Genomic DNA, 24,781 nt, shown 5'->3' on the forward strand with positions numbered 1-24,781 from the left:
TGACATATACTTTGTATTAATAGTTAATACATGGAGATCGCTTATGCGCAAAATTACCTCAGTAAGCGTTGGCGAACAACTGGATAGTTTCATCACCCGAATGGTTCAGTCTGGTCGTTATGGTTCGGCCAGTGAAGTGATGCGTTCGGCGCTTCGTCTATTGGAACAACAAGAATCCAGGGATGAGGCTGTCAGAAATGCTGTTATTGAAGGTCTTGAGAGCGGTGAAAGTTCGATGACGCTTCGTGATATCGCAGCAGAAAGGAAGCAAAAACATCGTGTATAAGCTTAGCGGAAAAGCTGTTGAAGATTTCAGAGGGATCTATGACTACACGCTGGGAAAGTTTGGTGAGGAGCAGGCGGATCGCTATACCGACTCTCTCGGCATTTTTTTGGATACACTCTCTCAAATGCCCGAGATTGGGCAAGACTATGATGCGATTCCAGAGGTAAAGAAGATCGCATTTAGGTTTCACACTGTTTATTACGTTATAAGAGTAGATGACATTCTTATTGCGCGCATTCTTCATCAACTGATGGAACCTCGCCGTCACTGGTAATGTGAGAATTTCTTGACTCAGGATTGCGAAAATCCCCGCATCTTGGGAAACTGCGCGTAACCCTACATTTTATCCAGGTAACTTTTCATGGCTATCATCCCAAAAAACTATGCGCGGTTAGAAAACGGTTATCGCGAAAAGGCGCTGAAACTCTACCCGTGGGTGTGCGGACGTTGCTCCCGCGAGTTTGTCTATTCCAACCTGCGTGAACTTACCGTTCACCACATTGATCACGACCATACCAATAACCCGGAAGATGGCAGTAACTGGGAATTGCTTTGTCTCTATTGCCACGATCATGAGCATTCGAAATATACCGAAGCGGATCAGTATGGTACGACGGTTATCGCAGGTGAAGATGCGCAGAAAGATGTTGGTGAAGCGAAATATAATCCGTTCGCTGATTTAAAAGCGATGATGAACAAGAAGAAGTGATAAAAAATGCCGGATGTTGCATCCGGCATTTCAACTATTAGAAGTTGTAACCTACCACCAGGTAACCACCCCAGCCGGTAGAGCGAACGTTGAAGTTGCCGTTGCCGAAGTTCAGCTCTGCATCGTCGTTCCACTGACCACCGTCGTGCCAGTAACGAGCAACGACAGAGTAGTGCCAGTGATCGTAGTTCAGAGCCAGAATATGGCTGGAAGCGATAGAGTTATTGGTACGCGTCTTAATACCGTTGATTGCGTTACCGCTGTCATCACCCAGATCGGAACCCCAGTCGAAGTTGGTGAAGCCGATGTAGCTCAGCTGACCGCCCCACAGATCGGTAATCGGCACAAAGTATTTAATTTTGAAACGGTAACCGTCCCACTCGTTTTCGTTCGCTGCGCCGTAGTTCTGCCACTGGTATTTCGCATACACGTTCATGGACAGGCTCATCGGCAGGCCAGTGTCGATGTCCGTACCCAGACCCATGTACCAGGTGCTCTGGCGACCATCTTTATTACGACCCATGTCGTAAATGTAGTTGTTCGCGAAGTACCACTCTTTGAACGGACCGAAGCTAAGGTCAGTATTGGTCAGCTTGTCGATGGAGAAACGCGGTTCGATTTCCATAAACAGCGGAGAACCGTGGTTCCAGATACCTTTTGCATCGGAGTTACCGCCGAAGAATACCGGCGCATCCGCATAACCATAGAAGTCGAACCAGTCTTTTTTAGCGAATGCTTCGTACTCGAGGTAGGTATCGTTGCGGATCTGCGGTCCGAAACGGGTGTGATAACTTCCGACAACGTTAACGCTCTGGTGCCACCAGTCGGAGAGATACTGCGGTTTGTCGTTTTCAGCTGCGTTGACAGTAAAAGACGAAGAGAGCGCCAGTACCGCACCGGCTGCCAGTAATGTTTTTTTCATATGTATGCCACTGTTTGAAAATCCCTTGCGGGAGTGAAAAAGGCGCAAATTGCGTTTCTAAATATTACGTATACAGAGGAGCCTATTATAAAAATCATTGCTCACAAAAATATGTTGCGTTTCACAGTTCTATCATTTACGTAATCGATTGCGTTCACGTTTACACATATTCGGGCGGGGATTGTACTGACTTTCACCCTTGTTGCAAACTTTTACTATCAATCCGGGTGATGTAAGTGGAGTAACAAAATAATGGGAGAAGATGTTGCGAGACGCACAAAACGCCCCGCCAAACGTTTATTGCATAACAGGCTGAATGTCGTGAATGCGTACAAAGCCTAATTGTTCAGGCGTGATGCCATTTAACTGTAGCGGGATGTCAACATCGCTGGGGGCGAGGAGACTTGCCGGTGCGTTAATCAATTGATTCTGCACATTGATTTCCTGAAAGTTATCTATTGTTCCCTGAATTTGCCCATATTCAACGGTTCCGCTGAATGCGGGTAAAGGGTCATTGGATTCGCCCTGAATCCGTAAGGTCAGCGTAGTGCCATCTGCATTTGGCACAATATTCATAAGCGACATTCGTAAGGTGCCGATCTGACTTTCCAGACGTGCGGCTGTTTTCGAGCCCGGCAGAAGGTAAACCCCACTGCTGGATTTTTCATTCAGCCTGTTTTGCTGAGTGATTTTGACGGTTTCTTTATTGAGCTGCGTCATCTCTTTATTCAGCGTGCTGACGCTGTGTTTCATCTGGCGCACTTCGCTTTGCTGTACACAGGCGCTTAAGCTGAACAGGCTTCCCAGCAGGAGTAGTCGAATAACTTTAGTGTTCATAGGTCGTCCCTTTCTTGTCGCAATTAGCTTAATAGTAGAGCGTAAAAACAGCGAAAACATCGATCCTTTGTCTCAAAAGCGTTGCGCCTTTGTTGTATCGTCAGTTCAGGGTAAAATAGGTTTCTGTTAACCACCTGGTCAGGACGCCGTATGCATTGCCCATTCTGTTTCGCCGTGGACACTAAGGTTATTGACTCTCGTCTCGTGGGCGAGGGTTCATCCGTACGCCGCCGTCGGCAGTGTCTGGTGTGTAATGAACGTTTCACCACCTTTGAAGTGGCGGAACTGGTTATGCCGCGCGTTGTAAAAAGCAACGACGTGCGTGAACCGTTTAATGAAGAGAAATTGCGCAGCGGAATGCTGCGGGCGCTGGAAAAACGTCCGGTAAGTTCCGACGACGTCGAAATGGCGATCAACCATATAAAGTCACAGCTCCGCGCCACCGGTGAGCGTGAAGTGCCGAGCAAGATGATTGGCAATCTGGTGATGGAACAATTGAAAAAACTCGATAAAGTCGCCTATATCCGTTTTGCCTCTGTCTATCGCAGTTTCGAAGATATCAAAGAATTTGGCGAAGAGATCGCGCGCCTGGAGGATTAAACCGTGCAGGACGAGTATTACATGGCGCGGGCGCTAAAGCTGGCGCAACGAGGACGTTTTACTACTCACCCAAACCCAAATGTCGGGTGCGTCATTGTGAAAGATGGCGAAATTGTCGGAGAAGGTTACCATCACCGTGCGGGTGAACCACATGCCGAAGTACACGCGTTGCGTATGGCGGGTGAAAAAGCCAAAGGTGCGACCGCCTATGTCACACTCGAACCTTGCAGTCATCATGGTCGAACGCCGCCGTGCTGTGACGCACTCATCGCCGCTGGCGTAGCGCGCGTGGTCGCTGCGATGCAGGATCCGAACCCGCAGGTCGCCGGGCGTGGGCTTTACCGCCTGCAACAGGCTGGCATTGATGTCAGCCACGGTCTGATGATGAGTGAAGCCGAGCAATTGAATAAAGGCTTTCTTAAACGAATGCGCACCGGCTTTCCTTATATCCAGTTAAAACTTGGCGCATCGCTTGATGGTCGTACAGCGATGGCGAGCGGTGAGAGTCAGTGGATCACTTCCCCCCAGGCGCGGCGCGATGTACAACGTCTGCGTGCGCAAAGTCATGCCATTTTAACCAGTAGCGCCACGGTGCTGGCGGACGATCCGGCCTTAACGGTGCGTTGGTCTGAACTGGATGAACAAACTCAGGCGCTCTATCCGCAACAAAATCTGCGCCAGCCGGTGCGCGTCGTCATTGACAGTCAGAATCGCGTGACGCCAGAACACCGCATTGTGCAACAGCCGGGCGAGACCTGGTTTGCACGAACGCAGGATGACGCCCGCGAGTGGCCGGAAACAGTGCGCACCTTGCTGATCCCGGAACATAACGGGCATCTGGATTTGGTTGTGCTGATGATGCAACTGGGCAAGCAACAAATTAATAGTGTGTGGGTAGAGGCGGGACCAACGCTCGCTGGCGCACTGCTACAGGCCGGTTTAGTCGATGAGCTGATTGTCTATATCGCACCTAAACTTTTAGGTAGCGACGCCCGTGGATTATGTACGCTGCCGGGGCTTGAGAAGTTAGCCGACGCCCCCCAATTTAAATTCAAAGAGATACGTCATGTAGGCCCGGATGTTTGCCTGCATTTAGTGGGTGCATGATCTCCCGGCTCGAAAGGGAAGCAGCGCACGAAATATTATGCTAAAATCCGCCCCCCTGCGGGGCCATACTCGAACCCGAAGGAAAAAAATGAACATTATTGAAGCTAACGTTGCTACCCCGGACGCTCGCGTCGCCATCACCATTGCGCGTTTCAACAACTTTATCAATGACAGCCTGCTGGAAGGTGCGATTGACGCACTGAAACGTATTGGTCAGGTAAAAGATGAAAATATTACCGTTGTTTGGGTGCCAGGTGCTTATGAGCTGCCGCTGGCGGCAGGCGCACTGGCTAAAACCGGTAAATACGACGCGGTGATTGCGCTGGGTACGGTTATTCGTGGTGGAACTGCCCACTTTGAATACGTCGCTGGTGGTGCAAGCAACGGCCTGGCACATGTTGCCCAGGACAGCGAAATTCCGGTTGCTTTTGGGGTTCTGACCACCGAAAGCATTGAACAAGCGATCGAACGTGCTGGCACCAAAGCTGGTAACAAAGGTGCAGAAGCTGCACTGACCGCGCTTGAAATGATTAATGTATTGAAAGCCATCAAGGCCTGAAATTAGTAAGGGGAAATCCGTGAAACCTGCTGCTCGTCGCCGCGCTCGTGAGTGTGCCGTCCAGGCGCTCTACTCCTGGCAGTTGTCCCAGAACGACATCGCTGATGTTGAATACCAGTTCCTGGCTGAACAGGATGTAAAAGACGTTGACGTCCTGTACTTCCGTGAGCTGCTGGCCGGGGTGGCGACTAACACCGCATACCTCGACGGACTGATGAAGCCATATCTGTCCCGCCTGCTGGAAGAGCTGGGTCAGGTAGAAAAAGCGGTACTGCGCATTGCGCTGTACGAGCTGTCTAAACGTAGCGATGTGCCGTATAAAGTGGCCATTAACGAAGCGATCGAACTGGCAAAATCGTTCGGCGCAGAAGACAGCCATAAGTTCGTCAACGGCGTACTCGATAAAGCAGCACCTGTGATTCGCCCTAACAAAAAGTGATATCCAGGCCGGCAGAGTAACGGAAAGCATTTCCGCACTCTCCGGCCTTTTCTTTTTTACCTGCTGAGGCATAACGTATGGCATGTGGCGAGTTCTCCCTGATTGCCCGTTATTTTGACCGTGTAAGAAGCTCTCGTCTTGATGTCGAACTTGGCATCGGTGACGATTGTGCACTTCTCAATATCCCCGAGAAACAGACCCTGGCGATCAGCACCGATACGCTGGTGGCGGGCAATCACTTCCTCCCTGATATCGATCCTGCGGATCTGGCATATAAAGCACTGGCGGTAAACTTAAGCGATCTGGCGGCGATGGGCGCCGATCCGGCCTGGCTGACGCTGGCATTGACTTTACCGAACGTAGACGAAGCGTGGCTTGAATCTTTCAGCGACAGTCTTTTCGAGCTGCTTAATTATTACGATATGCAACTCATTGGTGGCGATACCACGCGTGGACCGCTATCGATGACGTTGGGTATCCACGGCTTTGTCCCGATGGGACGAGCTTTAACGCGCTCTGGTGCGAAACCGGGTGACTGGATTTATGTGACTGGTACGCCGGGCGATAGCGCCGCCGGGCTGGCGATTTTGCAAAACCGTTTGCAGGTTGCCGATGCTAAAGATGCGGAGTATTTAATCAAACGTCACCTCCGCCCATCGCCGCGAATTTTACAGGGGCAGGCATTGCGCGATCTGGCGAGTTCAGCCATCGATCTCTCTGACGGCCTGATCTCCGATCTCGGGCATATCGTGAAAGCCAGCGACTGCGGCGCACGCATTGACCTGACATTGTTGCCATTCTCTGACGCACTTTCACGTCACGTCGAACCGGAACAGGCGTTGCGCTGGGCGCTCTCTGGCGGTGAAGATTACGAGTTGTGTTTCACTGTGCCGGAACTGAACCGTGGCGCGCTGGATGTGGCTCTCGGACACCTGGGCGTACCGTTTACCTGTATCGGGCAAATGACCGCCGATATCGAAGGGCTTTGTTTTGTTCGCGACGGCGAACCTGTCACGTTAGACTGGAAAGGATATGACCATTTTGCCACGCCATAAAGATGTCGCGAAAAGTCGCCTGAAAATGAGTAACCCGTGGCACTTATTGGCTACGGGGTTCGGGAGTGGGTTAAGTCCGATTGTCCCTGGTACGATGGGCTCGCTGGCGGCGATCCCATTCTGGTATCTGATGACCTTTTTGCCCTGGCAGCTCTATTCACTGGTGGTGATGCTGGGGATCTGTATCGGCGTCTATCTTTGCCATCAGACTGCGAAGGATATGGGCGTGCACGATCACGGCAGTATCGTCTGGGATGAATTTATCGGCATGTGGATCACCCTGATGGCGCTGCCGACCAATGACTGGCAGTGGGTTGCCGCCGGGTTTGTGATTTTCCGTATTCTGGATATGTGGAAACCGTGGCCGATCCGTTGGTTTGATCGCAATGTGCATGGCGGCATGGGGATCATGATCGATGATATTGTCGCCGGGGTGATTTCCGCTGGAATACTCTATTTTATCGGCCATCACTGGCCGCTGGGTATTCTGTCGTAGGCCGAATAAGGCGTTCACGCCGCGCGCACCGATGCCTGATACGACGCTTGTCGCGTCTTATCAGGCCTGGATTTCTATTTAAATCCCACCATCGGATGCGGTTTATACGGTGTTTCCAGTTCGGCAATTTGTTCCGGCTTCAAGGTGATATCCACCGCATTCAGTAACTCATCTAGCTGTTCTTCCCGCGACGTACCAATAATCGGTGCGGCAATGCCCGGTTTGCTCAATAACCACGCCAGCGCCACTTGTGCCCGCGTAGCACCCAATTCTTCACTCACGCCCGTTAATCGTTCTGCAATCTGCGCGTCATTTTCGTCGCTTTCGTTGTAGAGATTTTTTCCTACTTCATCGGAAACTAATCGTGCGGTAGTTTCTCCCCACGGACGAGTCAGACGTCCCCGCGCCAGCGGACTCCACGGGATCACCGCCACGCCCTCCTGATAACACAGCGGCAGCATCTCGCGCTCTTCTTCGCGATAAATCAGATTGTAGTGATCCTGCATACTGACAAACTGTGCCCAGCCGTGCTGTTTTTGCAGCTCCAGCGCCTGAGCAAACTGGGAGGCGTGCATCGATGACGCGCCGATATAACGCGCTTTCCCGGCTTTTACGACGTCATTCAGGGCTTCAAGCGTCTCTTCGATCGGCGTGTTGTAATCCCAGCGATGAATTTGCAGGATATCGACATAATCCATACCGAGACGACGCAGGCTGTCGTCAATAGAGCGCAAAATTTGTGCGCGGGATAATCCTTCTGGTAAATCACCAACGCGATGGAATACTTTGGTGGCAACGACCACATCTTCACGGCGGGCGAAATCCTGCAATGCGCGACCGACGATCTCTTCGCTGCTGCCGTCAGAATAACTGTTGGCGGTATCAAAGAAATTTATGCCGCCTTCCAGCGCACGTTTGATGATTGGACGGCTGCTCTCTTCCGGCAGTGTCCATGCGTGATTACCGCGATCTGGCTCGCCAAAGGTCATACAGCCGAGGCAAAGTCGGGAAACGCGAAGGTCGGTTTTTCCTAAGGGGTTGTATTGCATGCTGCCACTCCTGCCATGAATAATTTCTTAAGCATAGCAGGAGTGGAGTAGGGATTATGCCAGCCAGGCCTTGATTTTGGCTTCCATACCGGCGGCATCGAGGCCGAGCTCGGCGCGCATTTCTTCCTGAGTTCCTTGCGGAATAAAGAAATCCGGCAGGCCAATGTTCAGTACAGGCACGGGTTTACGATGAGCCATCAGCACTTCGTTAACGCCACTGCCCGCGCCGCCCATAATGGCGTTCTCTTCAACGGTAACCAGCGCCTCATGGCTGGCGGCCATTTCCAGAATTAACGCTTCATCAAGCGGCTTAACAAAACGCATATCAACCAGCGTAGCGTTCAGCGATTCGGCGACTTTCACCGCTTCCGGCATCAATGTACCAAAGTTGAGGATCGCCAGTTTCTCACCGCGACGCTTCACAATACCTTTGCCAATCGGCAGTTTTTCCAGCGGCGTCAGCTCCACGCCGACCGCATTGCCGCGCGGGTAGCGCACCGCTGACGGCCCCTCGTTATAGTGATAGCCGGTATAGAGCATCTGGCGACATTCGTTTTCATCGCTTGGGGTCATAATGACCATTTCCGGAATGCAGCGCAGATAAGAGAGATCAAAAGCGCCCTGGTGGGTCTGACCATCAGCACCAACAATACCCGCGCGGTCGATGGCGAACAGAACCGGGAGTTTTTGAATTGCCACGTCATGCAGTACCTGATCATAGGCGCGTTGCAGGAAGGTGGAGTAGATCGCCACGATTGGTTTGTACCCACCAATCGCCAGACCCGCAGCAAAGGTCACTGCGTGTTGCTCGGCAATTGCCACATCAAAATAGCGATCCGGGAATTTACGTGAAAACTCGACCATGCCGGAACCTTCACGCATCGCCGGAGTAATCGCCATCAGCTTGTTGTCTTTCGCTGCCGTTTCGCACAACCAGTCGCCAAAGATTTTTGAATAGCTTGGTAAACCGCCGCTACTTTTCGGCAGACAACCGCTGGAGGGATCAAATTTAGGCACGGCGTGGAAGGTGATTGGGTCTTTTTCTGCCGGTTCATAACCACGACCTTTTTTGGTCATGATATGCAGAAACTGCGGGCCTTTCAGGTCGCGCATGTTCTTTAGCGTAGTGATAAGCCCCAGCACATCGTGACCGTCAACCGGGCCGATGTAGTTAAAGCCCAGCTCTTCAAACAACGTGCCAGGCACCACCATGCCTTTAATATGTTCTTCGGTACGTTTGAGCAGCTCTTTAATTGGCGGCACGCCAGAGAAAACTTTTTTCCCGCCTTCGCGCAGAGAAGAGTAAAGCTTACCAGAAAGCAGCTGCGCCAGATGGTTGTTGAGCGCGCCGACATTTTCGGAAATCGACATTTCATTGTCGTTGAGGACTACCAGCATATCAGGACGGATATCGCCCGCATGGTTCATCGCTTCAAACGCCATGCCAGCGGTAATCGCGCCATCGCCAATTACACAGACGGTGCGGCGATTTTTGCCTTCTTTCTCGGCAGCAACCGCAATACCAATTCCGGCACTGATGGAGGTTGATGAATGCCCGACGCTTAATACGTCATATTCGCTTTCGCCGCGCCACGGGAACGGGTGCAGACCACCTTTCTGACGGATGGTGCCGATTTTGTCGCGGCGTCCGGTCAAAATTTTATGCGGATAAGCCTGATGTCCCACATCCCAAATCAATTGGTCAAACGGGGTGTTGTAGACATAGTGCAGCGCCACGGTCAGTTCGACCGTGCCCAGCCCGGAGGCGAAGTGCCCGCTGGAACGGCTCACGCTGTCGAGTAAATAGCGGCGCAGTTCGTCGCAGAGTTTCGGTAAACTCTCTTTTGGCAACAGTCGTAACTCCTGGGTGGAGTCGACCAGTGCCAGGGTCGGGTATTTGGCAATATCAAAACTCATCAGGGGCCTATTAATACTTATTGTTTATTTATTACGCTGGATGATGTAGTCCGCTAGCGCTTCCAGTGCCGAGGTATCGAGTGACTGTTCAGCCAGTTGTTTCAGCGACTGGCGGGCATCGTCGATCAGATCCCGGGCTTTCTTCCGGGCTTGCTCAAGACCCAGAAGTGCAGGGTAGGTACTTTTACCAAGTTGCTGGTCGGCACCCTGGCGTTTTCCCAACGTTGCAGTATCTCCCACCACATCCAGGATGTCATCCTGAACCTGGAAGGCAAGGCCGATGCTCTCTGCATACTTGTCGAGTACTGGCAGTGCATTTCGTCCTTTATCTCCGGCGCTTAATGCGCCAAGGCGAACGGCGGCGCGAATCAATGCGCCGGTTTTATGGCGATGAATACGCTCGAGTGCGTCCAGAGGTACGTGTTTGCCTTCTGCGTCTAAATCTAATGCCTGACCGCCGCACATTCCGGCAATTCCGCTGGCGTTTGCCAGTTCAGAAATCATCGCAATTCTGTCGCGATCTGACACTTCCGGCATATCGGCATCGCTTAAAATCGAGAACGCCAGCGTTTGTAAAGCATCGCCAGCGAGAATCGCGTTCGCTTCACCAAATTTCACATGGCAGGTCGGCAACCCACGACGCAGATCGTCATCATCCATTGCCGGTAAATCATCATGAATTAATGAGTAAGCGTGGATACACTCTACGGCAGCAGCGGGTGCGTCTAACGTGCTCATGCTAACGCCGAGCATTTGACCAGTAGCATAAACCAGGAACGGTCGCAGGCGCTTACCACCTAATAATGCGCCATACTGCATGGTTTCTACCACGGGAGTGTTCTGAAAGGGCAGTGGGGCGATAAAACGGCTCAGCGCCTGGTTGGCCTGCTTAACACAGGCTTCGAGTTGCTGCGGAAAGTCCATTACTCATTGTCCGGTGTAAAAGGTGTTGGAGAGGCGTCTTCGTTGTCAGACAGCAGGATTTGTACGCGCTGTTCGGCTTGTTGTAATTTGGCCTGCCCTTGACGTGCCAGCTGCACGCCACGTTCGAACTCGTTCAGTGCCTCTTCCAGCGGCAGGTCGCCACTTTCCAGACGGGTCACAATCTGTTCCAGCTCGCTTAGCGCCTTTTCAAAGCTGGCGGGCGCCTCATTTTTCTTCGGCATAATGAATGTCTGACTCTCAATATTTTACGCCCCGCCATGGTAACGGACTCAGGGCAAATAGCAAATAACGCGCAATGGTAAGGTGATGTGCGCAGCAAAGCGATGTTAGTGGTATACTTCCGCGCCTGGATGCAGCCGCAGGTGTGGGCTGCTGTATTTTTCCCTATACAAGTCGCTTAAGACTTGCCAACGAACCATTGCCGCCATGAAGTTTATCATTAAATTGTTCCCGGAAATCACCATCAAGAGCCAATCTGTGCGCTTGCGCTTTATAAAAATCCTTACCGGGAATATTCGTAACGTTTTAAAGCACTATGATGAGACGCTCGCTGTCGTCCGTCACTGGGATAACATCGAAGTTCGCGCAAAAGATGAAAACCAGCGTCTGGCCATTCGCGACGCCCTGACCCGTATTCCGGGTATTCACCATATTCTCGAAGTCGAAGACGTGCCGTTTACTGACATGCACGATATTTTTGAGAAAGCGTTGGTTCAGTATCGCGATCAGCTGGAAGGAAAAACCTTCTGCGTACGCGTGAAGCGCCGTGGCAAACATGATTTTAGCTCGATTGATGTGGAACGTTACGTCGGCGGCGGTTTAAATCAGCATATTGAATCCGCGCGCGTGAAGCTGACTAACCCGGATGTGACTGTCCATCTGGAAGTTGAAGACGATCGTCTGCTGCTGATCAAAGGGCGCTACGAAGGTATTGGTGGTTTCCCGATCGGCACCCAGGAAGATGTGCTGTCGCTGATCTCCGGCGGTTTTGACTCCGGCGTTTCCAGCTATATGTTGATGCGTCGCGGCTGCCGCGTGCATTACTGCTTCTTTAACCTCGGCGGCGCGGCGCATGAAATCGGCGTTCGTCAGGTGGCACATTATCTGTGGAACCGCTTCGGTAGCTCTCACCGCGTGCGTTTTGTCGCCATTAACTTCGAGCCGGTAGTCGGGGAAATTCTTGAGAAAATCGACGACGGTCAGATGGGGGTTATCCTCAAACGTATGATGGTGCGTGCCGCGTCTAAAGTGGCTGAACGTTACGGCGTGCAGGCGCTGGTCACCGGCGAGGCGCTGGGCCAGGTGTCCAGCCAGACGCTGACCAACCTGCGCCTGATTGATAACGTCTCCGATACGTTGATCCTGCGTCCGCTGATCTCTTACGACAAAGAGCACATCATTAATCTTGCTCGCCAGATTGGCACCGAAGACTTTGCCCGCACGATGCCGGAATATTGCGGTGTGATCTCCAAGAGCCCGACGGTGAAAGCGGTTAAATCGAAGATTGAAGCGGAAGAAGAGAAGTTCGACTTCAGCATTCTCGACAAAGTGGTTGAGGAAGCGAATAACGTTGATATCCGCGAAATCGCCCAGCAGACCGAGCAGGAAGTGGTGGAAGTGGAAACCGTTAATGGCTTCGGCCCGAACGACGTGATCCTCGATATCCGTTCTATCGATGAACAGGAAGATAAACCACTGAAAGTCGAAGGGATTGATGTGGTTTCTCTGCCGTTCTATAAACTGAGCACCAAATTTGGCGATCTCGACCAGAATAAAACCTGGCTGTTGTGGTGTGAGCGCGGGGTGATGAGCCGTCTGCAGGCGCTCTATCTGCGCGAGCAGGGCTTTAACAATGTGAAGGTGTATCGCCCGTAATTTGTAGTTTTAACGTCGCATCTGGTCAGATGCGACGTTTACCGCATCCGACATTACTCGTAATAATTATAAATCCCTGCCGCCATCACCAGTTGTGATGCCACCTCATGGGCTTTCTCGCGTCCAACCAGCAGGTCAATAATTTTCAGACCAAAATCAATAGCCGTGCCCGGTCCCTGACTGGTCAGCAGTTTTACCCGTGCATCCCAGACGACGCGCTTGTCCTGCCATTGTTCAGCGGGAATTTTGTCTTTCAGCGTTGGGAAACCGGTCATGTTGCCAATCGGGAAGATATCGTGCGGGATCAGCACGGTGGCTGGCGTGGCGCAAATAGCCGCGACGATACGCCCGGAACGGTGGAACTGTTTAACGGTTTCAACCAGCAGGGTGCTATCGCGAAAACACTCCGCGCCTTTAATGCCGCCAGGCAGTACGATCACGTCATATTCGCCATCCGCCACTTCGACCAGCGGCGCATCCGCCAGCAGCTTCACGCCGCGCGAGCAGGTAATCGCCAGGTTGCCATCGCTGGCTACGCTGGCAGTGGTGACATTAATACCACCGCGAACCAGCAGATCGATAGTGGTGACCGCTTCGGTTTCTTCACTACCAGGGGCGAGGCAAACCAGTGCTGATGCGCTCATATTCACTCTCCTTTCTTTTTACCATTTCAAACAGGCGGGTGTTTTCCGGTACTGCAATCCCATGCGCGCGGGCGCGGCGTAAGAGAAAACCATTGATATAGTCGATTTCTGTATGGCGCATTGCGCGGATGTCCTGCAACATCGACGAAATGTTTTCTGCTGTGGCATCAATCACCTGCATCACGTAATCACGTAAATCTTCCGCTGAAGTATGATGCCCTTCGCGTTCGATCACCGCCGCGACTTCTTCGCATATCTGCATAATCTCTTGCGGGTGATGACGTAATTCACCGTTCGGGCAATTCCAGATGGCAGTGAGCGGATTAATCACACAGTTTACCGCCAGCTTGCGCCACAGCTCGGCGCGAATATTGTTATGCCAGGCAACGTCAGGCAACACGGTTTGCAAAATATCCGCCAGATAACTGTAATCACCGTCCTGTTGCCGTGCCGGGCCGATATGTGTGATACCGTTTGCCACGTGAATGATGACGTTGCCGTCGCGGCGCGCTGCATGGGTGGTCGTGCCCATCAGTAACGGTTGCCCGATGTTCTGTAACTCTTCAATGGTGCCCATGCCGTTGTGGATCAGCAGAATTGGCGTGGTTACAGGTAGCGTCGACGCCAGGCTTTTGACGGCATCAGACACCTGCCAGGCTTTCAGCGTCACCAGTAGTAGATCGCTGGTGGCCAGAAAATCAGGATCATTGGCGGTCAGCGATTCGTTAAATATCGAACCGTCTGTCTCCACCAGATTCACGCTACAATAAGGTTGCGGTACGCGCAGCCAGCCCTGAACCTCGTGACCCTGTTTGCAAAATGCTGTAAGCCATAATTGCCCTAAGGCACCGCATCCTAATACGGTAATTTTCATTGTTCCTCCTCACCCGCAACCACACCGGGTGTTCAATAAGGCTATCCCTTAATTGTGCATGGTGTTGTGACTATGCACAATTAAGGGATACGTTCTGGCGCAGGACTGTCTGTTATTTAACTTTGCAGGTATTATGCTTCGCATCAAAAATGAAGGGAGAGAAAAAGATGCCATCTTTCGATATTGTCTCTGAAGTTGATCTTCAGGAAGCGCGTAACGCGGTCGATAACGCGAGTCGCGAAGTAGAGTCTCGTTTTGACTTCCGTAACGTTGAAGCGTCGTTTGAGCTGAACGACGCCAACAAAACTATCAAAGTGCTGAGCGAGTCCGATTTCCAGGTCAATCAGTTGCTGGATATTCTGCGTGCCAAACTGCTGAAACGCGGCATTGAAGGCAGTTCGCTGGATGTGCCGGAAAATATCGTTCATAGCGGTAAAACCTGGTTTGTGGAAGCGAAACTGAAGCAGGGCATTGAGAGCGCGACTCAGAAGAAAATCGTCAAGATGATCAAAGACAGCAAACTGAAAGTGCAGGCGCAAATTCAGGGCGATGAGATCCGCGTAACTGGCAAATCCCGTGACGATTTGCAGGCTGTGATGGCTATGGTTCGCGGTGGCGATCTCGGTCAGCCGTTCCAGTTCAAAAACTTCCGCGATTAATCGCGATAACGTGCGCTCTGTTCATGCCGGATGCGGCATGAATGCTTTATCCGGCCTGCAAAAGTTTGTGATTTCAAAAGATTACAGCAACTTTGTAGGCCTGATAAACGTAGCGCATCAGGCAATTTAGCCTCGTTTTTATGCCTGGCGAATTGCCTGTTCAACCTCAAAGCGATTCGTCACTTTGCTGTCGATCTTCACGTAAGCCGAATGTTCTTCTTCTGCAATCAACACTTCTTTGACGCCTTCAGTTTCCAGCAAACGCACTTTTAACGCCTCGTTTGCGGCAATGTCCGCCGGGATTTCAATGCGTAAGCTGCTGACATATGGCGGTTCTTTCATCGTACTGGCGACTGCCAGCCACACCGCAGCCAGCATTGCACCAGCGAGAAATACCCCCTGACCGTCAAACATGCCGTCAATCCAGCCACCCAGCGAACCGCCAATCGCCACGCCAAGAAACTGGCTGGTGGAGTAAACGCCCATTGCGGTGCCTTTGTAACCTGCTGGCGACTCTTTACTGATAAGTGAAGGCAGGAGGGCTTCCATCAGGTTAAACGCCACAAAGAAAAGCTGCACGCCGACCACTAACTGCCAGAACTGAGTTTGTGCGTTCCACAGTACAATTTCCGCAACCACGATCAGCCCGACGCAGAAGACAAAGACCTGTTTCATTTTGCGCTTAACTTCGGCGTAGATAATGAAAGGCACAACCGAGCCAAAGGCGATTAACATCGTTGCCAGATAGACCTTCCAGTGTTCAGCCGCTGGAAAACCCGCGTTAGCCAGTTGCCCTGGCAGAGCAACAAACGTCGACATCAGCAGCATGTGCAGACACATAATGCCAAAGTTGAGTTTCAGCAGGCGTGGTTCCGCCAGCACTTTACTGAAACTGCCTTTCACCATCCCGGACTCACGATTAAGTACGTGCGTGCTGCTGTTGGGCACAACCCAAATGGTCAACGCAATGCCGGTCGTTGCCAGAATAGCGATCATCCAGAAGAGCGCGTGTAGCCCAAGTTTGTGAGTGATGATCGGGCCAAGCACCATTGCAATGGCGAAGGTAATGCCAAAACTGACGCCGATAAATGCCATCGCTTTGGTGCGGTTTTGTTCACGAGTGAGATCGGAAAGCAGCGCCATAACGGCGGCGGCAATCGCACCGGAGCCTTGTAACGCCCGACCCAGAATGATCCCCCAGATGGAGTCGGAAAGCGCGGCAATCACGCTACCCGCGACAAACACAGCTAACCCGCCAACGATAAGCGGTTTGCGGCCTATGCGGTCGGAAAGCAGGCCAAATGGAATCTGAAAAACGGCCTGAGTCAGACCATAAATGCCAATCGCAATACCGATCAACGCTTCACTGGCGCCTTGCAGAGCCATGCCGTACGTGGTCAGAACCGGCAGAACCATAAACATGCCCAGCATACGCAATGAAAATACGGTTCCTAAACCCCAGGTCGCGCGCCGCTCGCCTGGCGTCATTTTATAATCGTTCATTACCACCTCTGTTTTAAATTCGCGACTAGTGTAAAGCGGCAAACGAATGGGGTAAACATGCGGATTTTTTAGTAAATATTTCGTGAGGGATATGTTTCTAATGCTAAGAAAAAAGGTGCCGTAGCACCTTTTTTAACAGGAATGTCGCGTTACCAAACTGCAGCCAGCAGCGTATGCGAGTTCGGCACCATAAAATCAACGGACATCATAACCGAGAGGGCAGTGATAGCGATGATAGAGAAGCCGAACAGCTTGCGCGCCCAGATTCGGTCATCAGCAACTTTATAACCACGCAGGGCCATACCTAACCACCAGACGCTGACTGCTGCAGCGACCACCAGATATTTGTATCCAGCGTAACCGCCAAGAGAGAGCATCAGCGTGGCAACAGCAAAGGCGATGATATACAGCGTGATGTGGTTCTTCGCTACCGAAATGCCTTTCACCACCGGCAGTACCGGAATGTTTGCCGCCTGATAATCCTTAAAGCGGAAAATGGCGATGGCATAAGAGTGGGGCATTTGCCACAGGCTGAAGATAGCCAGCAGGATTGCTGCGCCGCTATCGAAGTCGCCTGTCACTGCACAGTAGCCAATCACCGGCGGCGCTGCGCCGGAGAGAGAACCAATCAACGTGCCGTAGACAGAGTGGCGTTTCATGTACAGGCTATAAACGCCGACATAAACCACAAAGCCCATCACCCCCAGCCAGCAGGCCAGCGGATTCGCGCCAAACCACAGCAGCATAAAGCCAGCAAAGCCTAGCAAGGTGGCGTACACCAGCGAGACAGCAGGAGAGATCAGGCCTTTAACCAGCACCCGATTCTTCGTCCTTTCCATCTTTCTGTCGATATCCCTGTCGATGTAGTTGTTAAACACACAACCCGACGCCACAACCAGTGACACCCCAACCAGCGTGTAGATAAACAGGGGATAATCAATGCTGCCCTTTGAGGCCAGCAGGAATCCCCCAATCACCGAGATCAGGTTGCCAAAGATGATGCCTGGTTTCGTTACTTGCAGGTATTGCTTAAACATCATAACCGCCGCTCTTAGTGCATCATCATGTTGTAGTTGAGGTTCCACATGATCCAGATGGAGCCTACAACCAGAATCGCGATGATTAGCACGGTGAAGACAAACGCCGTCATGTTCCAGCCTTCATCTGATTTAGTATTCATGTGCAGGAAGCACACCAGATGCACCAGAACCTGTACCACTGCCATTGCCAGGATTGTTCCCAGAATTACGGCCGGAGAGGCAGAACCTGACATCACCATCCAGAACGGAATCACCGTCAGAATGATCGACAGGATAAACCCTGTCATATAGGTTTTTACGCTGCCATGGGATGCGCCGCCGCTCACGTTAGAATGACTCATTACATCGCCCCCATCAGATAAACAACAGTGAACACACAGATCCACACCACATCCAGGAAGTGCCAGAACAGGCTCAGACACATGATGCGGGTACGGTTAGTGCTGGTCAGGCCGCGACGGGCGATTTGCACCATCAGCACCGCCATCCAGATAAGACCGGAAGTGACGTGCAGACCGTGTGTCCCGACCAGCGCAAAGAACGCTGACAGGAAGCCGCTGCGATCCGGACCCATGTCGTTAACAATCAGATGATGGAATTCATAGAGTTCCATCCCGATAAATCCGGCACCAAACAACCAGGTCAACGCCAGCCAGGAGATAACCTGGCTTTTGTTGTTTTTGTACATGGCGATAGCCGCCATGCCGTAGGTGATGGAGCTGAACAACAGCAAGAAGGTTTCAACCAGAACGAACGGCAGTTCGAAAATGTCCTTACCTGTCGGGCCGCCTGCGGTGCCGTTCACCAGAACGGCATAGGTAGCAAACAAGATGGAGAACAGAATGCAGTCGCTCATCAGGTAGATCCAGAACCCGAAGATTTTGGTTCCGCCTGCATCGTGGTGCCCGTGTTCGTGCGCGTGGGCAGTCGCGTGCGTCAAAGTATCAGTTGCCATTTTTCAGCCCTGCCTTAGTAATGTCATCGAAATGCTGGTTTTCCAGTTTTTCGATTTCTGCCACCGGCACGTAGTAATCCACGTCCTCGTCGAAGCTTTTCACGATCCAGGTGATGATCATGCCTGCGAAGCCAACAATCGCCAGCCACCAGATATGCCAGATCATGGCGAAACCGAAGATGGTGGAGAAAGCCGCAATGACGATACCGGCGCCGCTGTTTTTCGGCATATGAATTTCTTCATAGTGGTCAGGCTTTTTGTACGCTTCGCCTTTCTCTTTCATTTCCCAGAATGCATCACGCTCGTGAACGTGCGGCACAACGGCAAAGTTATAGAACGGAGGCGGGGAAGAGGTTGCCCACTCCAGCGTACGGCCACCCCACGGGTCGCCAGTCAGGTCACGGTTCTGGTCGCGGTCGCGAATAGAAACGTACATCTGAATCACGAGGCAGAGAATACCCAGCGCAATCAGTACCGCACCGCTGGCTGCAATCATCAGCATAGTGTGGAACTGCGGGTCAATCTGCTGGCTCAAACGACGGGTCATACCCATAAAGCCCAGCGCATACAGCGGCATAAAGGCAACGAAGAAGCCGATGATCCAGAACCAGAACGCGCGTTTACCCCAGGTTTCGTTCAGTTTGAAACCGAACGCTTTAGGCCACCAGTAGGTCATCCCTGCGAAGCAGCCGAAGACCACGCCGCCGATGATAACGTTATGGAAGTGCGCAATCAGGAACAGGCTGTTATGCAGAACGAAGTCCGCGCCCGGTACTGCCAGCAGCACGCCAGTCATACCGCCCACCGAGAAGGTGACGATAAAACCGATGGTCCACAGCATCGCGGAATGGAACACGATGCGACCCTGGTACATGGTGAACAGCCAGTTGAAGATCTTCACCCCGGTCGGGATGGCGATAATCATTGTGGTGATACCAAAGAAGGCGTTTACGTTCGCGCCCGCACCCATCGTAAAGAAGTGGTGCAGCCAGACGATGAACGACAGCACGGTGATACAGACGGTTGCCCATACCAGCGAGGTATAACCAAACAGACGTTTACGCGAGAAGGTTGCCGCAATTTCGGAGAACACACCGAAAACAGGCAGGATCAGGATGTAAACTTCCGGGTGTCCCCAGGCCCAAATCAGGTTGATGTACATCATCATGTTGCCACCCATATCGTTGGTAAAGAAATGGGTGCCCAGATAGCGATCCAGGGTCAACAACGCGACGGTAACCGTCAGAATTGGGAAGGAAGCAATAATCAGAATGTTTGCGCACAGTGATGCCCAGGTAAATACTGGCATCTTGAACATGGTCATGCCCGGTGCGCGCATCTTCAGAATGGTGACGAAGAAGTTGATACCGGTTAGCGTCGTACCAATACCGGATAGCTGGAGACTCCATATCCAGTAATCGACACCGACCCCCGGACTGTACTCTATTCCCGATAGCGGTGGATAGGCCAGCCAGCCGGTCTGCGCAAATTCGCCCACGCCGAGAGAAACGTTAACCAGAATCACACCAACAACGGTAAACCAGAAGCTTAAGTTGTTGAGGAACGGGAACGCAACGTCACGCGCGCCGATCTGCAGCGGAACCACCAGGTTCATCAGACCGATAACGAAAGGCATCGCCACGAAGAAGATCATAATCACGCCGTGTGCGGTGAAGATCTGATCGTAGTGGTGAGGCGGCAGGAAGCCAGCTTCGCCCGCCGAGGCAAGGGCCTGCTGGCTACGCATCATAATGGCGTCAGCAAAACCACGCAGCAGCATCACAATTGCCACGATGATATACATGATACCAAGGCGTTTATGGTCGACGGAGGTCAGCCACTCTTTCCACAGGTAGGTCCACTTACCGAAGTAAGTGATCAGGCCAACGAGCGCCAGACCTCCCAAAATAATGGCAGCGATCGTAACCATGACGATAGGTTCATGGAACGGGACTGCATCAAGTGATAATTTTCCGAACATCTTTATTCTTCCTCAACCCCTTTAATGGGCGGATTCCGCGTGGCTCATGTCCATGCCTTCCATACCTTCGTGTGCGCTGTGCTCACCTTCTGGCTGGGTCATGTCCATGCTCTTACCGTGAGCCATAAACTTGTTAATCACATCGGCAAACAAATCTGGTTTCACGTTGGAGAAATATTCCACCTGGTTGTATTCGCTAGGCGCGGCCAGTTTTTCGAACGCAGCCATGTCAGACATGGTGTTCGGCGACTGTTTGGCTTTTGCGACCCATTGGTCGAATGCGGCACGATCCGGCGTTGCGATAGCTTTGAACTTCATGCCTGAGAAGCCCGGGCCGCTGTAGCTGGCGGAGATACCGTCATAAGTACCGGGTTCGTTGGCGATCAGATGCAGGCGAGTCTGCATACCGGCCATGGCATAAATCTGGCTACCCAGACGCGGAATAAAGAAGGAGTTCATCACGGAGTTGGAGGTCACTTTGAAGTACACCGGAGTGTTCGCCGGGAAAGCGATTTCATTCACGGTTGCAATGCCCTGTTCCGGGTAGATGAAGAACCATTTCCAGTCCATGGAAACCACTTCGATGGTAATGGGCTTCTCGTCGTGTGCCAGCGGCTTGCTAGGCTCAAGAGCGTGAGTGGTTTTCCAGGTCAGTACCGCAAGGAAGATGATAATTAAGATAGGCACCGTCCAGACCACAGCTTCCACTTTATTGGAGTGTGACCAGTTCGGGCTGTACTTAGCATCTTTATTGCTCGCACGGTACTTCCAGGCGAAACCAACAGCCATCAAGATTGCGGGAATAACGACAATCAACATCAGGCCAAATGCCGTCAGTATCAGTGAACGTTGCTCCAGACCAATCTGTCCTTTGGGATCTAACAGCGCAGAATTACAACCACTGAGCAATACAGTGCCTGCAAATAATGACAACCATCCCAAACTTTTATTGTATTTCCTGAGTCTCATTTAACGACCTCAATTCCACGGGATCTGGTGGCGTTTAAAGTGTGTGGGCATTTTACGGGAAGGTTACATTACTGTAAACATGATTAAATTCCTGTTACTTGGATTTGGCTGTCAGGTCACATGTGTTGCAAAACATATCAAGTTGATTTTAAGAAGCTGTTGCAAAAGGGCGTTATAACGAAAGGGGAGTGCAGAAGGTGGTGGGGATGGTAATTGGTATAACCAATCGAAAATAAAACAATTATTTAACAATTAATTATCATGAAAGTGACAATGCAGGCGTGGAAAAATAAAGAGTCATTAGCTGAATCGTGTAAAAAAATAAAACATATAAATTACGTCAATAATTTCCGAAATCTAAGCCGCACAAAAGAACAAATATTATTAAGCGATGCTGATGCTTATTTAGCCGTAATAATTACGTCGTGTGATTACTACAGCTAAATTATATTCACAGATTACGTCAGATGCGTTTTTCGTAGCGCCAGATAATCCAGAAAACCACCAAGCACGACGCCGCCCAGGGCGACTAAAACGCCGACTTCCAGCAGAGCAGGCAGGAAAGAGAAGTGGGTCAAATCCAGCGCGTCCATTGTCAACAGCAGTAACCACACGGCTAACAGACCGACGCCCGCCGCCAGTGTCCACATGGCAAAAGCATAACCTGACGGATATTCGGTACGTGGGATAAAGTTGTCGTTGACCCGTGTATATTCAAGCGTCTGGCGGCAAACCAGCAGCAAAATAAGCCCTGGTACAGCGGCTGCAACAGAGAACAGATAAAACGTCGGCCAGCCGTGTGATTCAACAAACCAGCCCGCCACGGGGCCGACATAAACCCGTCCGACAGCGGAAAGTGCCGAGAGCAGGGCAAACTGAGTAGCGGAGAATGACTTATTACACAGCGTCATTAACAGCGCCACAAATGCCGATGTGCCCATCCCGCCACACAGGTTTTCGAAAAAGACGGCTGCGCCCATGCTGTAGAGATGCTTATCAGTCACCGAAAGCAGCCAGTAACCGGCGTTGGACGCACCTTGTAAAAGGCCGAAAATCAGTAGTGCACGGAACAGCGAAAGACGCTGCATCAGAATACCACCGTACAACGCGCCGACGATGGTCGCCAGCAGACCGAGCGTTTTGTTAACCACGCCTACTTCACCGGCATCAAACCCGACGCCGCGAATCAAAAAGGTCGTAGTCAGACTCATGGCGAAAGCATCGCCCAGCTTATACAGCACGATTAAAAGCAGAATCAGCCATGCGTTATTGCGGCCAAAGAAATCACGCAACGGTGCTACAACGGCTTGTTCCAGCGTTTTGGGTACAGGAATGGTGTCGGTTGGTTCTGGCGCAAACAACGTTGCGATAATGCAGGGGATCAGCAGAGCCGCCATCAACCAGTACATGCCTTGCCAGCCCAGCCATTTATCTGCCAGCCATAAGGCTAAACCACCAGAAACCAGCATCCCTAAACGGTAACCCAACACGCTGATTGCTGCACCTGCGCCGCGTTCTTCCGCAGGAAGTACATCTGTTTTCCACGCATCAAAGACAATATCCTGAGAAGCGGAGCAAAAAGCGATAACCACCGCCAGTGCCGCCATCCAGCGAAGTTGCGTACCTGGTTCGAGAAAACCCATCGCCGCAATCGCCAGTAGCAGCAACGCTTGCGTAGCGAGCAGCCAGCCGCGTCGACGTCCGAGGAACGGCGGGATATAGCGGTCCATCAGCGGCGACCAGAGAAATTTAAATACGTAAGCCTGGCCCACCAGAGAGAAGAAACCAATGGTTTTAAGATCGATATTCTCGACTGTCATCCACGCCTGTAACGTGCCGGATGTCAGGGCGAGCGGCAGCCCGGAAGCAAAACCCAGGATCAGCAAAATAGCTGAACGTGGCTGTTGGAAAATACGTAAATATTGACTGGACATGGGCGTCTACAGGCCCGATTTACACCGGGCCAGAGGGCAGAAATTAACGTGCGTTCTGCTTGATAAATTCGTGGATGCTGGTGTCCTGAGACATATCAGCAATGGTGTCGGTCAGCACACTGTTAACCGCATCAGCGATGTTTTTGTTGGAGGCCTGGAACGCACCTTCAACGTTGTAGCTGGCACGATAGTTTTTAGTCATTTTGTTGCCATTCTGCGCGGTGGCAATGATGGCGATATCTGCTTTGGTAGCAATGTTGTAGCGCACGTTGCCCTGGGACACGTCGGCATACAGTTGGCTAACGATGATTTGCAGATTAACCGGGCCATTCGGGCCAACCATATAACCGCGAGCGGTCATCTGTTTTTCCAGCACTTCTTGCAGCAGGAAACGCAGATCGCGGGAAGCGGTCAGGGTAACGATTTGATTATCGCGGGTGACTTTTGCCAGCGCCTGATCGGTACGCTGATCGGCACCATTAATGCTAACGGTGATGCCCATCAGGCTTGGATCCTGCTGTGGCAGCGTCATCGTCGGGGAAACTTCAATGGTTGTTGGCGGTTTTGCACACCCTGCAAGCATAAACAGAGCAACTAACGGGAAGAGGATTTTTTTGAACATGTTCTGGCTCTCAGAGACTTTTTAGCGTGTTTGGTAAAGATTCCCGCCATCATAACATCGCCAACGACGAGGGGAAGTGGGTAAGACATGTAAATTCATTATGTTGACGAAATAATCGCCTTGGGTAAAAGAAACACTGATGTGAAGCCGGTGAATCAATCTTTAAATCAGTAAACTTCATACGCTTGACAGAAAAAACAGGATGAAAGCTAATTATTTGTTGTTAAGCTGTAATGGAAACGGTTAAAGCGGCTAGTATTTAAAGGGATGGGTGACATCTCAGCGTTGTCGGAGGAGATATTTCATGATGATACGTGAGCGGATAGAAGAAAAATTAAGGACGGCGTTCCAACCCGTATTCCTCGAAGTTGTGGATGAAAGCTATCGTCACAATGTCCCAGCCGGCTCTGAAAGCCATTTTAAAGTTGTGCTGGTCAGCGATCGTTTTATGGGTGAACGTTTTCTGAATCGTCATCGAATGATTTACAGTACTTTAGCGGAGGAACTCTCTACTACCGTTCATGCGCTGGCTCTGCATACTTATACCATTAAAGAGTGGGAAGGATTGCAGGATACCATCTTTGCTTCTCCTCCCTGTCGTGGAGCAGGAAGCATTGCCTAAACGCATTTGCAACAGTTAGCGTTTTTCCAGTATGTTGTTAAAGATTTTATGAAAAACGGCCTGCGGGCCGTTTTGTTTTGTCTGGATTTTGCGCTTTTTGCCCAGCATTCAGACGAAAATTACCTGGGAATTGTGAAAAAATACGCGGCAGCGCGCAATAACCGTTCTCGACTCATAAAAGT

28 protein-coding genes are annotated in these 24,781 nt (G+C 51.4%); 12 read left to right on the forward strand and 16 right to left on the reverse strand.

Going from position 1 to position 24,781, the window contains the following annotated elements; genetic code table 11:
- Positions 1-43 precede the first annotated feature (43 nt).
- From HEM79_RS05050 to yajD, 3 genes are all read left to right on the forward strand, one after another.
- A complete protein-coding gene (locus HEM79_RS05050) occupies positions 44-286 on the forward strand; it encodes a type II toxin-antitoxin system ParD family antitoxin (protein ID WP_001226938.1) in 243 nt (80 codons plus the stop codon).
- Entirely contained in the window at positions 279-560 is a 282-nt protein-coding gene (locus tag HEM79_RS05055) for a type II toxin-antitoxin system RelE/ParE family toxin (RefSeq protein ID WP_000277485.1), read from the forward strand. The genes HEM79_RS05050 and HEM79_RS05055 overlap by 8 nt, the downstream gene beginning before the upstream one ends.
- Positions 561-647: 87 nt before the next feature.
- Positions 648-995, forward strand: coding sequence for an HNH nuclease YajD (gene yajD, locus HEM79_RS05060; RefSeq protein WP_000974807.1), 348 nt, complete (start codon positions 648-650; stop codon positions 993-995).
- A gap of 37 nt (positions 996-1,032) precedes the next feature.
- On the opposite strand, the gene tsx is transcribed toward yajD, so the two are convergent.
- Both tsx and HEM79_RS05070 read right to left on the reverse strand, forming a co-directional pair.
- Positions 1,033-1,917, reverse strand: coding sequence for a nucleoside-specific channel-forming protein Tsx (gene tsx, locus HEM79_RS05065; RefSeq protein WP_001295328.1), 885 nt, complete (start codon positions 1,915-1,917; stop codon positions 1,033-1,035).
- A 297-nt stretch (positions 1,918-2,214) separates the two neighbouring features.
- Complete coding sequence (locus tag HEM79_RS05070; RefSeq protein ID WP_176243051.1) at positions 2,215-2,754, reverse strand: SadB/YajI family lipoprotein; 540 nt, start codon at positions 2,752-2,754, stop codon at positions 2,215-2,217.
- A 150-nt stretch (positions 2,755-2,904) separates the two neighbouring features.
- Between HEM79_RS05070 and nrdR the strand changes: the two genes are divergently transcribed.
- The 6 genes from nrdR to pgpA all read left to right on the forward strand — a co-directional run bounded on the left by nrdR (position 2,905) and on the right by pgpA (position 7,010).
- Positions 2,905-3,354 (forward strand): transcriptional regulator NrdR, encoded by a 450-nt coding sequence (nrdR, locus tag HEM79_RS05075; RefSeq protein ID WP_000543535.1) that lies wholly within the window; start codon positions 2,905-2,907, stop codon positions 3,352-3,354.
- Positions 3,355-3,357: 3 nt separating this feature from the next.
- On the forward strand, positions 3,358-4,461 hold the full coding sequence (gene ribD, locus HEM79_RS05080; RefSeq protein WP_176243050.1) for a bifunctional diaminohydroxyphosphoribosylaminopyrimidine deaminase/5-amino-6-(5-phosphoribosylamino)uracil reductase RibD: 1,104 nt from the start codon (positions 3,358-3,360) through the stop codon (positions 4,459-4,461).
- A gap of 88 nt (positions 4,462-4,549) precedes the next feature.
- Complete coding sequence (gene ribH / locus HEM79_RS05085; RefSeq protein WP_001021161.1) at positions 4,550-5,020, forward strand: 6,7-dimethyl-8-ribityllumazine synthase; 471 nt, start codon at positions 4,550-4,552, stop codon at positions 5,018-5,020.
- 19 nt (positions 5,021-5,039) lie between these two features.
- Positions 5,040-5,459 (forward strand): transcription antitermination factor NusB, encoded by a 420-nt coding sequence (nusB, locus tag HEM79_RS05090; protein WP_000801125.1) that lies wholly within the window; start codon positions 5,040-5,042, stop codon positions 5,457-5,459.
- A 77-nt stretch (positions 5,460-5,536) separates the two neighbouring features.
- Positions 5,537-6,514 carry a thiamine-phosphate kinase gene (gene thiL / locus HEM79_RS05095; RefSeq protein WP_105284653.1) on the forward strand — a complete coding sequence of 326 codons (978 nt, stop codon included), beginning with the start codon at positions 5,537-5,539 and terminating at the stop codon, positions 6,512-6,514.
- Entirely contained in the window at positions 6,492-7,010 is a 519-nt protein-coding gene (pgpA, locus tag HEM79_RS05100) for a phosphatidylglycerophosphatase A (RefSeq protein WP_000154037.1), read from the forward strand. The genes thiL and pgpA overlap by 23 nt, the downstream gene beginning before the upstream one ends.
- A gap of 74 nt (positions 7,011-7,084) precedes the next feature.
- On the opposite strand, the gene yajO is transcribed toward pgpA, so the two are convergent.
- The 4 genes from yajO to xseB are packed head-to-tail and all read right to left on the reverse strand — an operon-like array spanning position 7,085 to position 11,142.
- A complete protein-coding gene (yajO, locus tag HEM79_RS05105) occupies positions 7,085-8,059 on the reverse strand; it encodes a 1-deoxyxylulose-5-phosphate synthase YajO (RefSeq protein WP_176243049.1) in 975 nt (324 codons plus the stop codon).
- Between the two features lie 54 nt (positions 8,060-8,113).
- The gene (gene dxs / locus HEM79_RS05110) at positions 8,114-9,976 is read right to left on the reverse strand and encodes a 1-deoxy-D-xylulose-5-phosphate synthase (protein ID WP_176243048.1); all 1,863 of its coding nucleotides are present in this window, start codon (positions 9,974-9,976) and stop codon (positions 8,114-8,116) included.
- 24 nt (positions 9,977-10,000) lie between these two features.
- Positions 10,001-10,900: a (2E,6E)-farnesyl diphosphate synthase gene (gene ispA / locus HEM79_RS05115; RefSeq protein ID WP_000347246.1), complete on the reverse strand. Its 900-nt coding sequence runs from the start codon at positions 10,898-10,900 to the stop codon at positions 10,001-10,003.
- Positions 10,900-11,142, reverse strand: a complete 243-nt coding sequence (gene xseB / locus HEM79_RS05120; protein WP_001124936.1) for an exodeoxyribonuclease VII small subunit — start codon at positions 11,140-11,142, stop codon at positions 10,900-10,902. Before xseB ends, ispA begins: the two co-directional genes overlap by 1 nt.
- A gap of 205 nt (positions 11,143-11,347) precedes the next feature.
- On the opposite strand from xseB, the gene HEM79_RS05125 reads away from it, so the two are divergent.
- The gene (locus HEM79_RS05125; protein WP_000668662.1) at positions 11,348-12,796 is read left to right on the forward strand and encodes a tRNA 4-thiouridine(8) synthase ThiI; all 1,449 of its coding nucleotides are present in this window, start codon (positions 11,348-11,350) and stop codon (positions 12,794-12,796) included.
- A gap of 53 nt (positions 12,797-12,849) precedes the next feature.
- Here the strand turns inward: HEM79_RS05125 and yajL are convergent, their stop codons facing one another.
- Together yajL and panE are read right to left on the reverse strand one after the other, a co-directional pair.
- Complete coding sequence (gene yajL, locus HEM79_RS05130) at positions 12,850-13,440, reverse strand: protein deglycase YajL (protein ID WP_175118765.1); 591 nt, start codon at positions 13,438-13,440, stop codon at positions 12,850-12,852.
- Positions 13,403-14,314 (reverse strand): 2-dehydropantoate 2-reductase, encoded by a 912-nt coding sequence (panE, locus tag HEM79_RS05135; protein ID WP_176243047.1) that lies wholly within the window; start codon positions 14,312-14,314, stop codon positions 13,403-13,405. Before panE ends, yajL begins: the two co-directional genes overlap by 38 nt.
- A 167-nt stretch (positions 14,315-14,481) precedes the next feature.
- On the opposite strand from panE, the gene yajQ reads away from it, so the two are divergent.
- Positions 14,482-14,973 carry a nucleotide binding protein YajQ gene (gene yajQ, locus HEM79_RS05140; protein WP_001138897.1) on the forward strand — a complete coding sequence of 164 codons (492 nt, stop codon included), beginning with the start codon at positions 14,482-14,484 and terminating at the stop codon, positions 14,971-14,973.
- Between the two features lie 138 nt (positions 14,974-15,111).
- Here the strand turns inward: yajQ and HEM79_RS05145 are convergent, their stop codons facing one another.
- The 8 genes from HEM79_RS05145 to HEM79_RS05180 all read right to left on the reverse strand — a co-directional run bounded on the left by HEM79_RS05145 (position 15,112) and on the right by HEM79_RS05180 (position 23,977).
- Positions 15,112-16,476 (reverse strand): MFS transporter, encoded by a 1,365-nt coding sequence (locus HEM79_RS05145; protein WP_176243046.1) that lies wholly within the window; start codon positions 16,474-16,476, stop codon positions 15,112-15,114.
- 149 nt (positions 16,477-16,625) lie between these two features.
- Positions 16,626-17,516, reverse strand: a complete 891-nt coding sequence (cyoE, locus tag HEM79_RS05150) for a heme o synthase (protein WP_176243045.1) — start codon at positions 17,514-17,516, stop codon at positions 16,626-16,628.
- Positions 17,517-17,527: 11 nt separating this feature from the next.
- Positions 17,528-17,857, reverse strand: coding sequence for a cytochrome o ubiquinol oxidase subunit IV (locus tag HEM79_RS05155; protein ID WP_000019801.1), 330 nt, complete (start codon positions 17,855-17,857; stop codon positions 17,528-17,530).
- Positions 17,857-18,471 (reverse strand): cytochrome o ubiquinol oxidase subunit III, encoded by a 615-nt coding sequence (locus tag HEM79_RS05160; protein WP_000179822.1) that lies wholly within the window; start codon positions 18,469-18,471, stop codon positions 17,857-17,859. The genes HEM79_RS05155 and HEM79_RS05160 overlap by 1 nt, the downstream gene beginning before the upstream one ends.
- Positions 18,461-20,452 carry a cytochrome o ubiquinol oxidase subunit I gene (cyoB, locus tag HEM79_RS05165; RefSeq protein WP_176243044.1) on the reverse strand — a complete coding sequence of 664 codons (1,992 nt, stop codon included), beginning with the start codon at positions 20,450-20,452 and terminating at the stop codon, positions 18,461-18,463. The genes HEM79_RS05160 and cyoB overlap by 11 nt, the downstream gene beginning before the upstream one ends.
- A gap of 21 nt (positions 20,453-20,473) precedes the next feature.
- On the reverse strand, positions 20,474-21,421 hold the full coding sequence (gene cyoA, locus HEM79_RS05170) for a cytochrome o ubiquinol oxidase subunit II (protein WP_001239436.1): 948 nt from the start codon (positions 21,419-21,421) through the stop codon (positions 20,474-20,476).
- A 458-nt stretch (positions 21,422-21,879) separates the two neighbouring features.
- Entirely contained in the window at positions 21,880-23,355 is a 1,476-nt protein-coding gene (gene ampG, locus HEM79_RS05175; RefSeq protein ID WP_176243043.1) for a muropeptide MFS transporter AmpG, read from the reverse strand.
- A 43-nt stretch (positions 23,356-23,398) separates the two neighbouring features.
- Positions 23,399-23,977 (reverse strand): lipoprotein, encoded by a 579-nt coding sequence (locus HEM79_RS05180; RefSeq protein ID WP_000473500.1) that lies wholly within the window; start codon positions 23,975-23,977, stop codon positions 23,399-23,401.
- Positions 23,978-24,281: 304 nt separating this feature from the next.
- Here HEM79_RS05180 and bolA point away from each other — a divergent pair, with 304 nt between their 5' ends.
- Entirely contained in the window at positions 24,282-24,599 is a 318-nt protein-coding gene (gene bolA, locus HEM79_RS05185) for a transcriptional regulator BolA (RefSeq protein ID WP_000973458.1), read from the forward strand.
- The last annotated feature ends 182 nt before the right edge of the window (positions 24,600-24,781 follow it).

The organism is Escherichia sp. 93.0816, from assembly GCF_013368855.2.
GTDB classification, from domain to species: Bacteria; Pseudomonadota; Gammaproteobacteria; order Enterobacterales; family Enterobacteriaceae; genus Escherichia; species Escherichia ruysiae.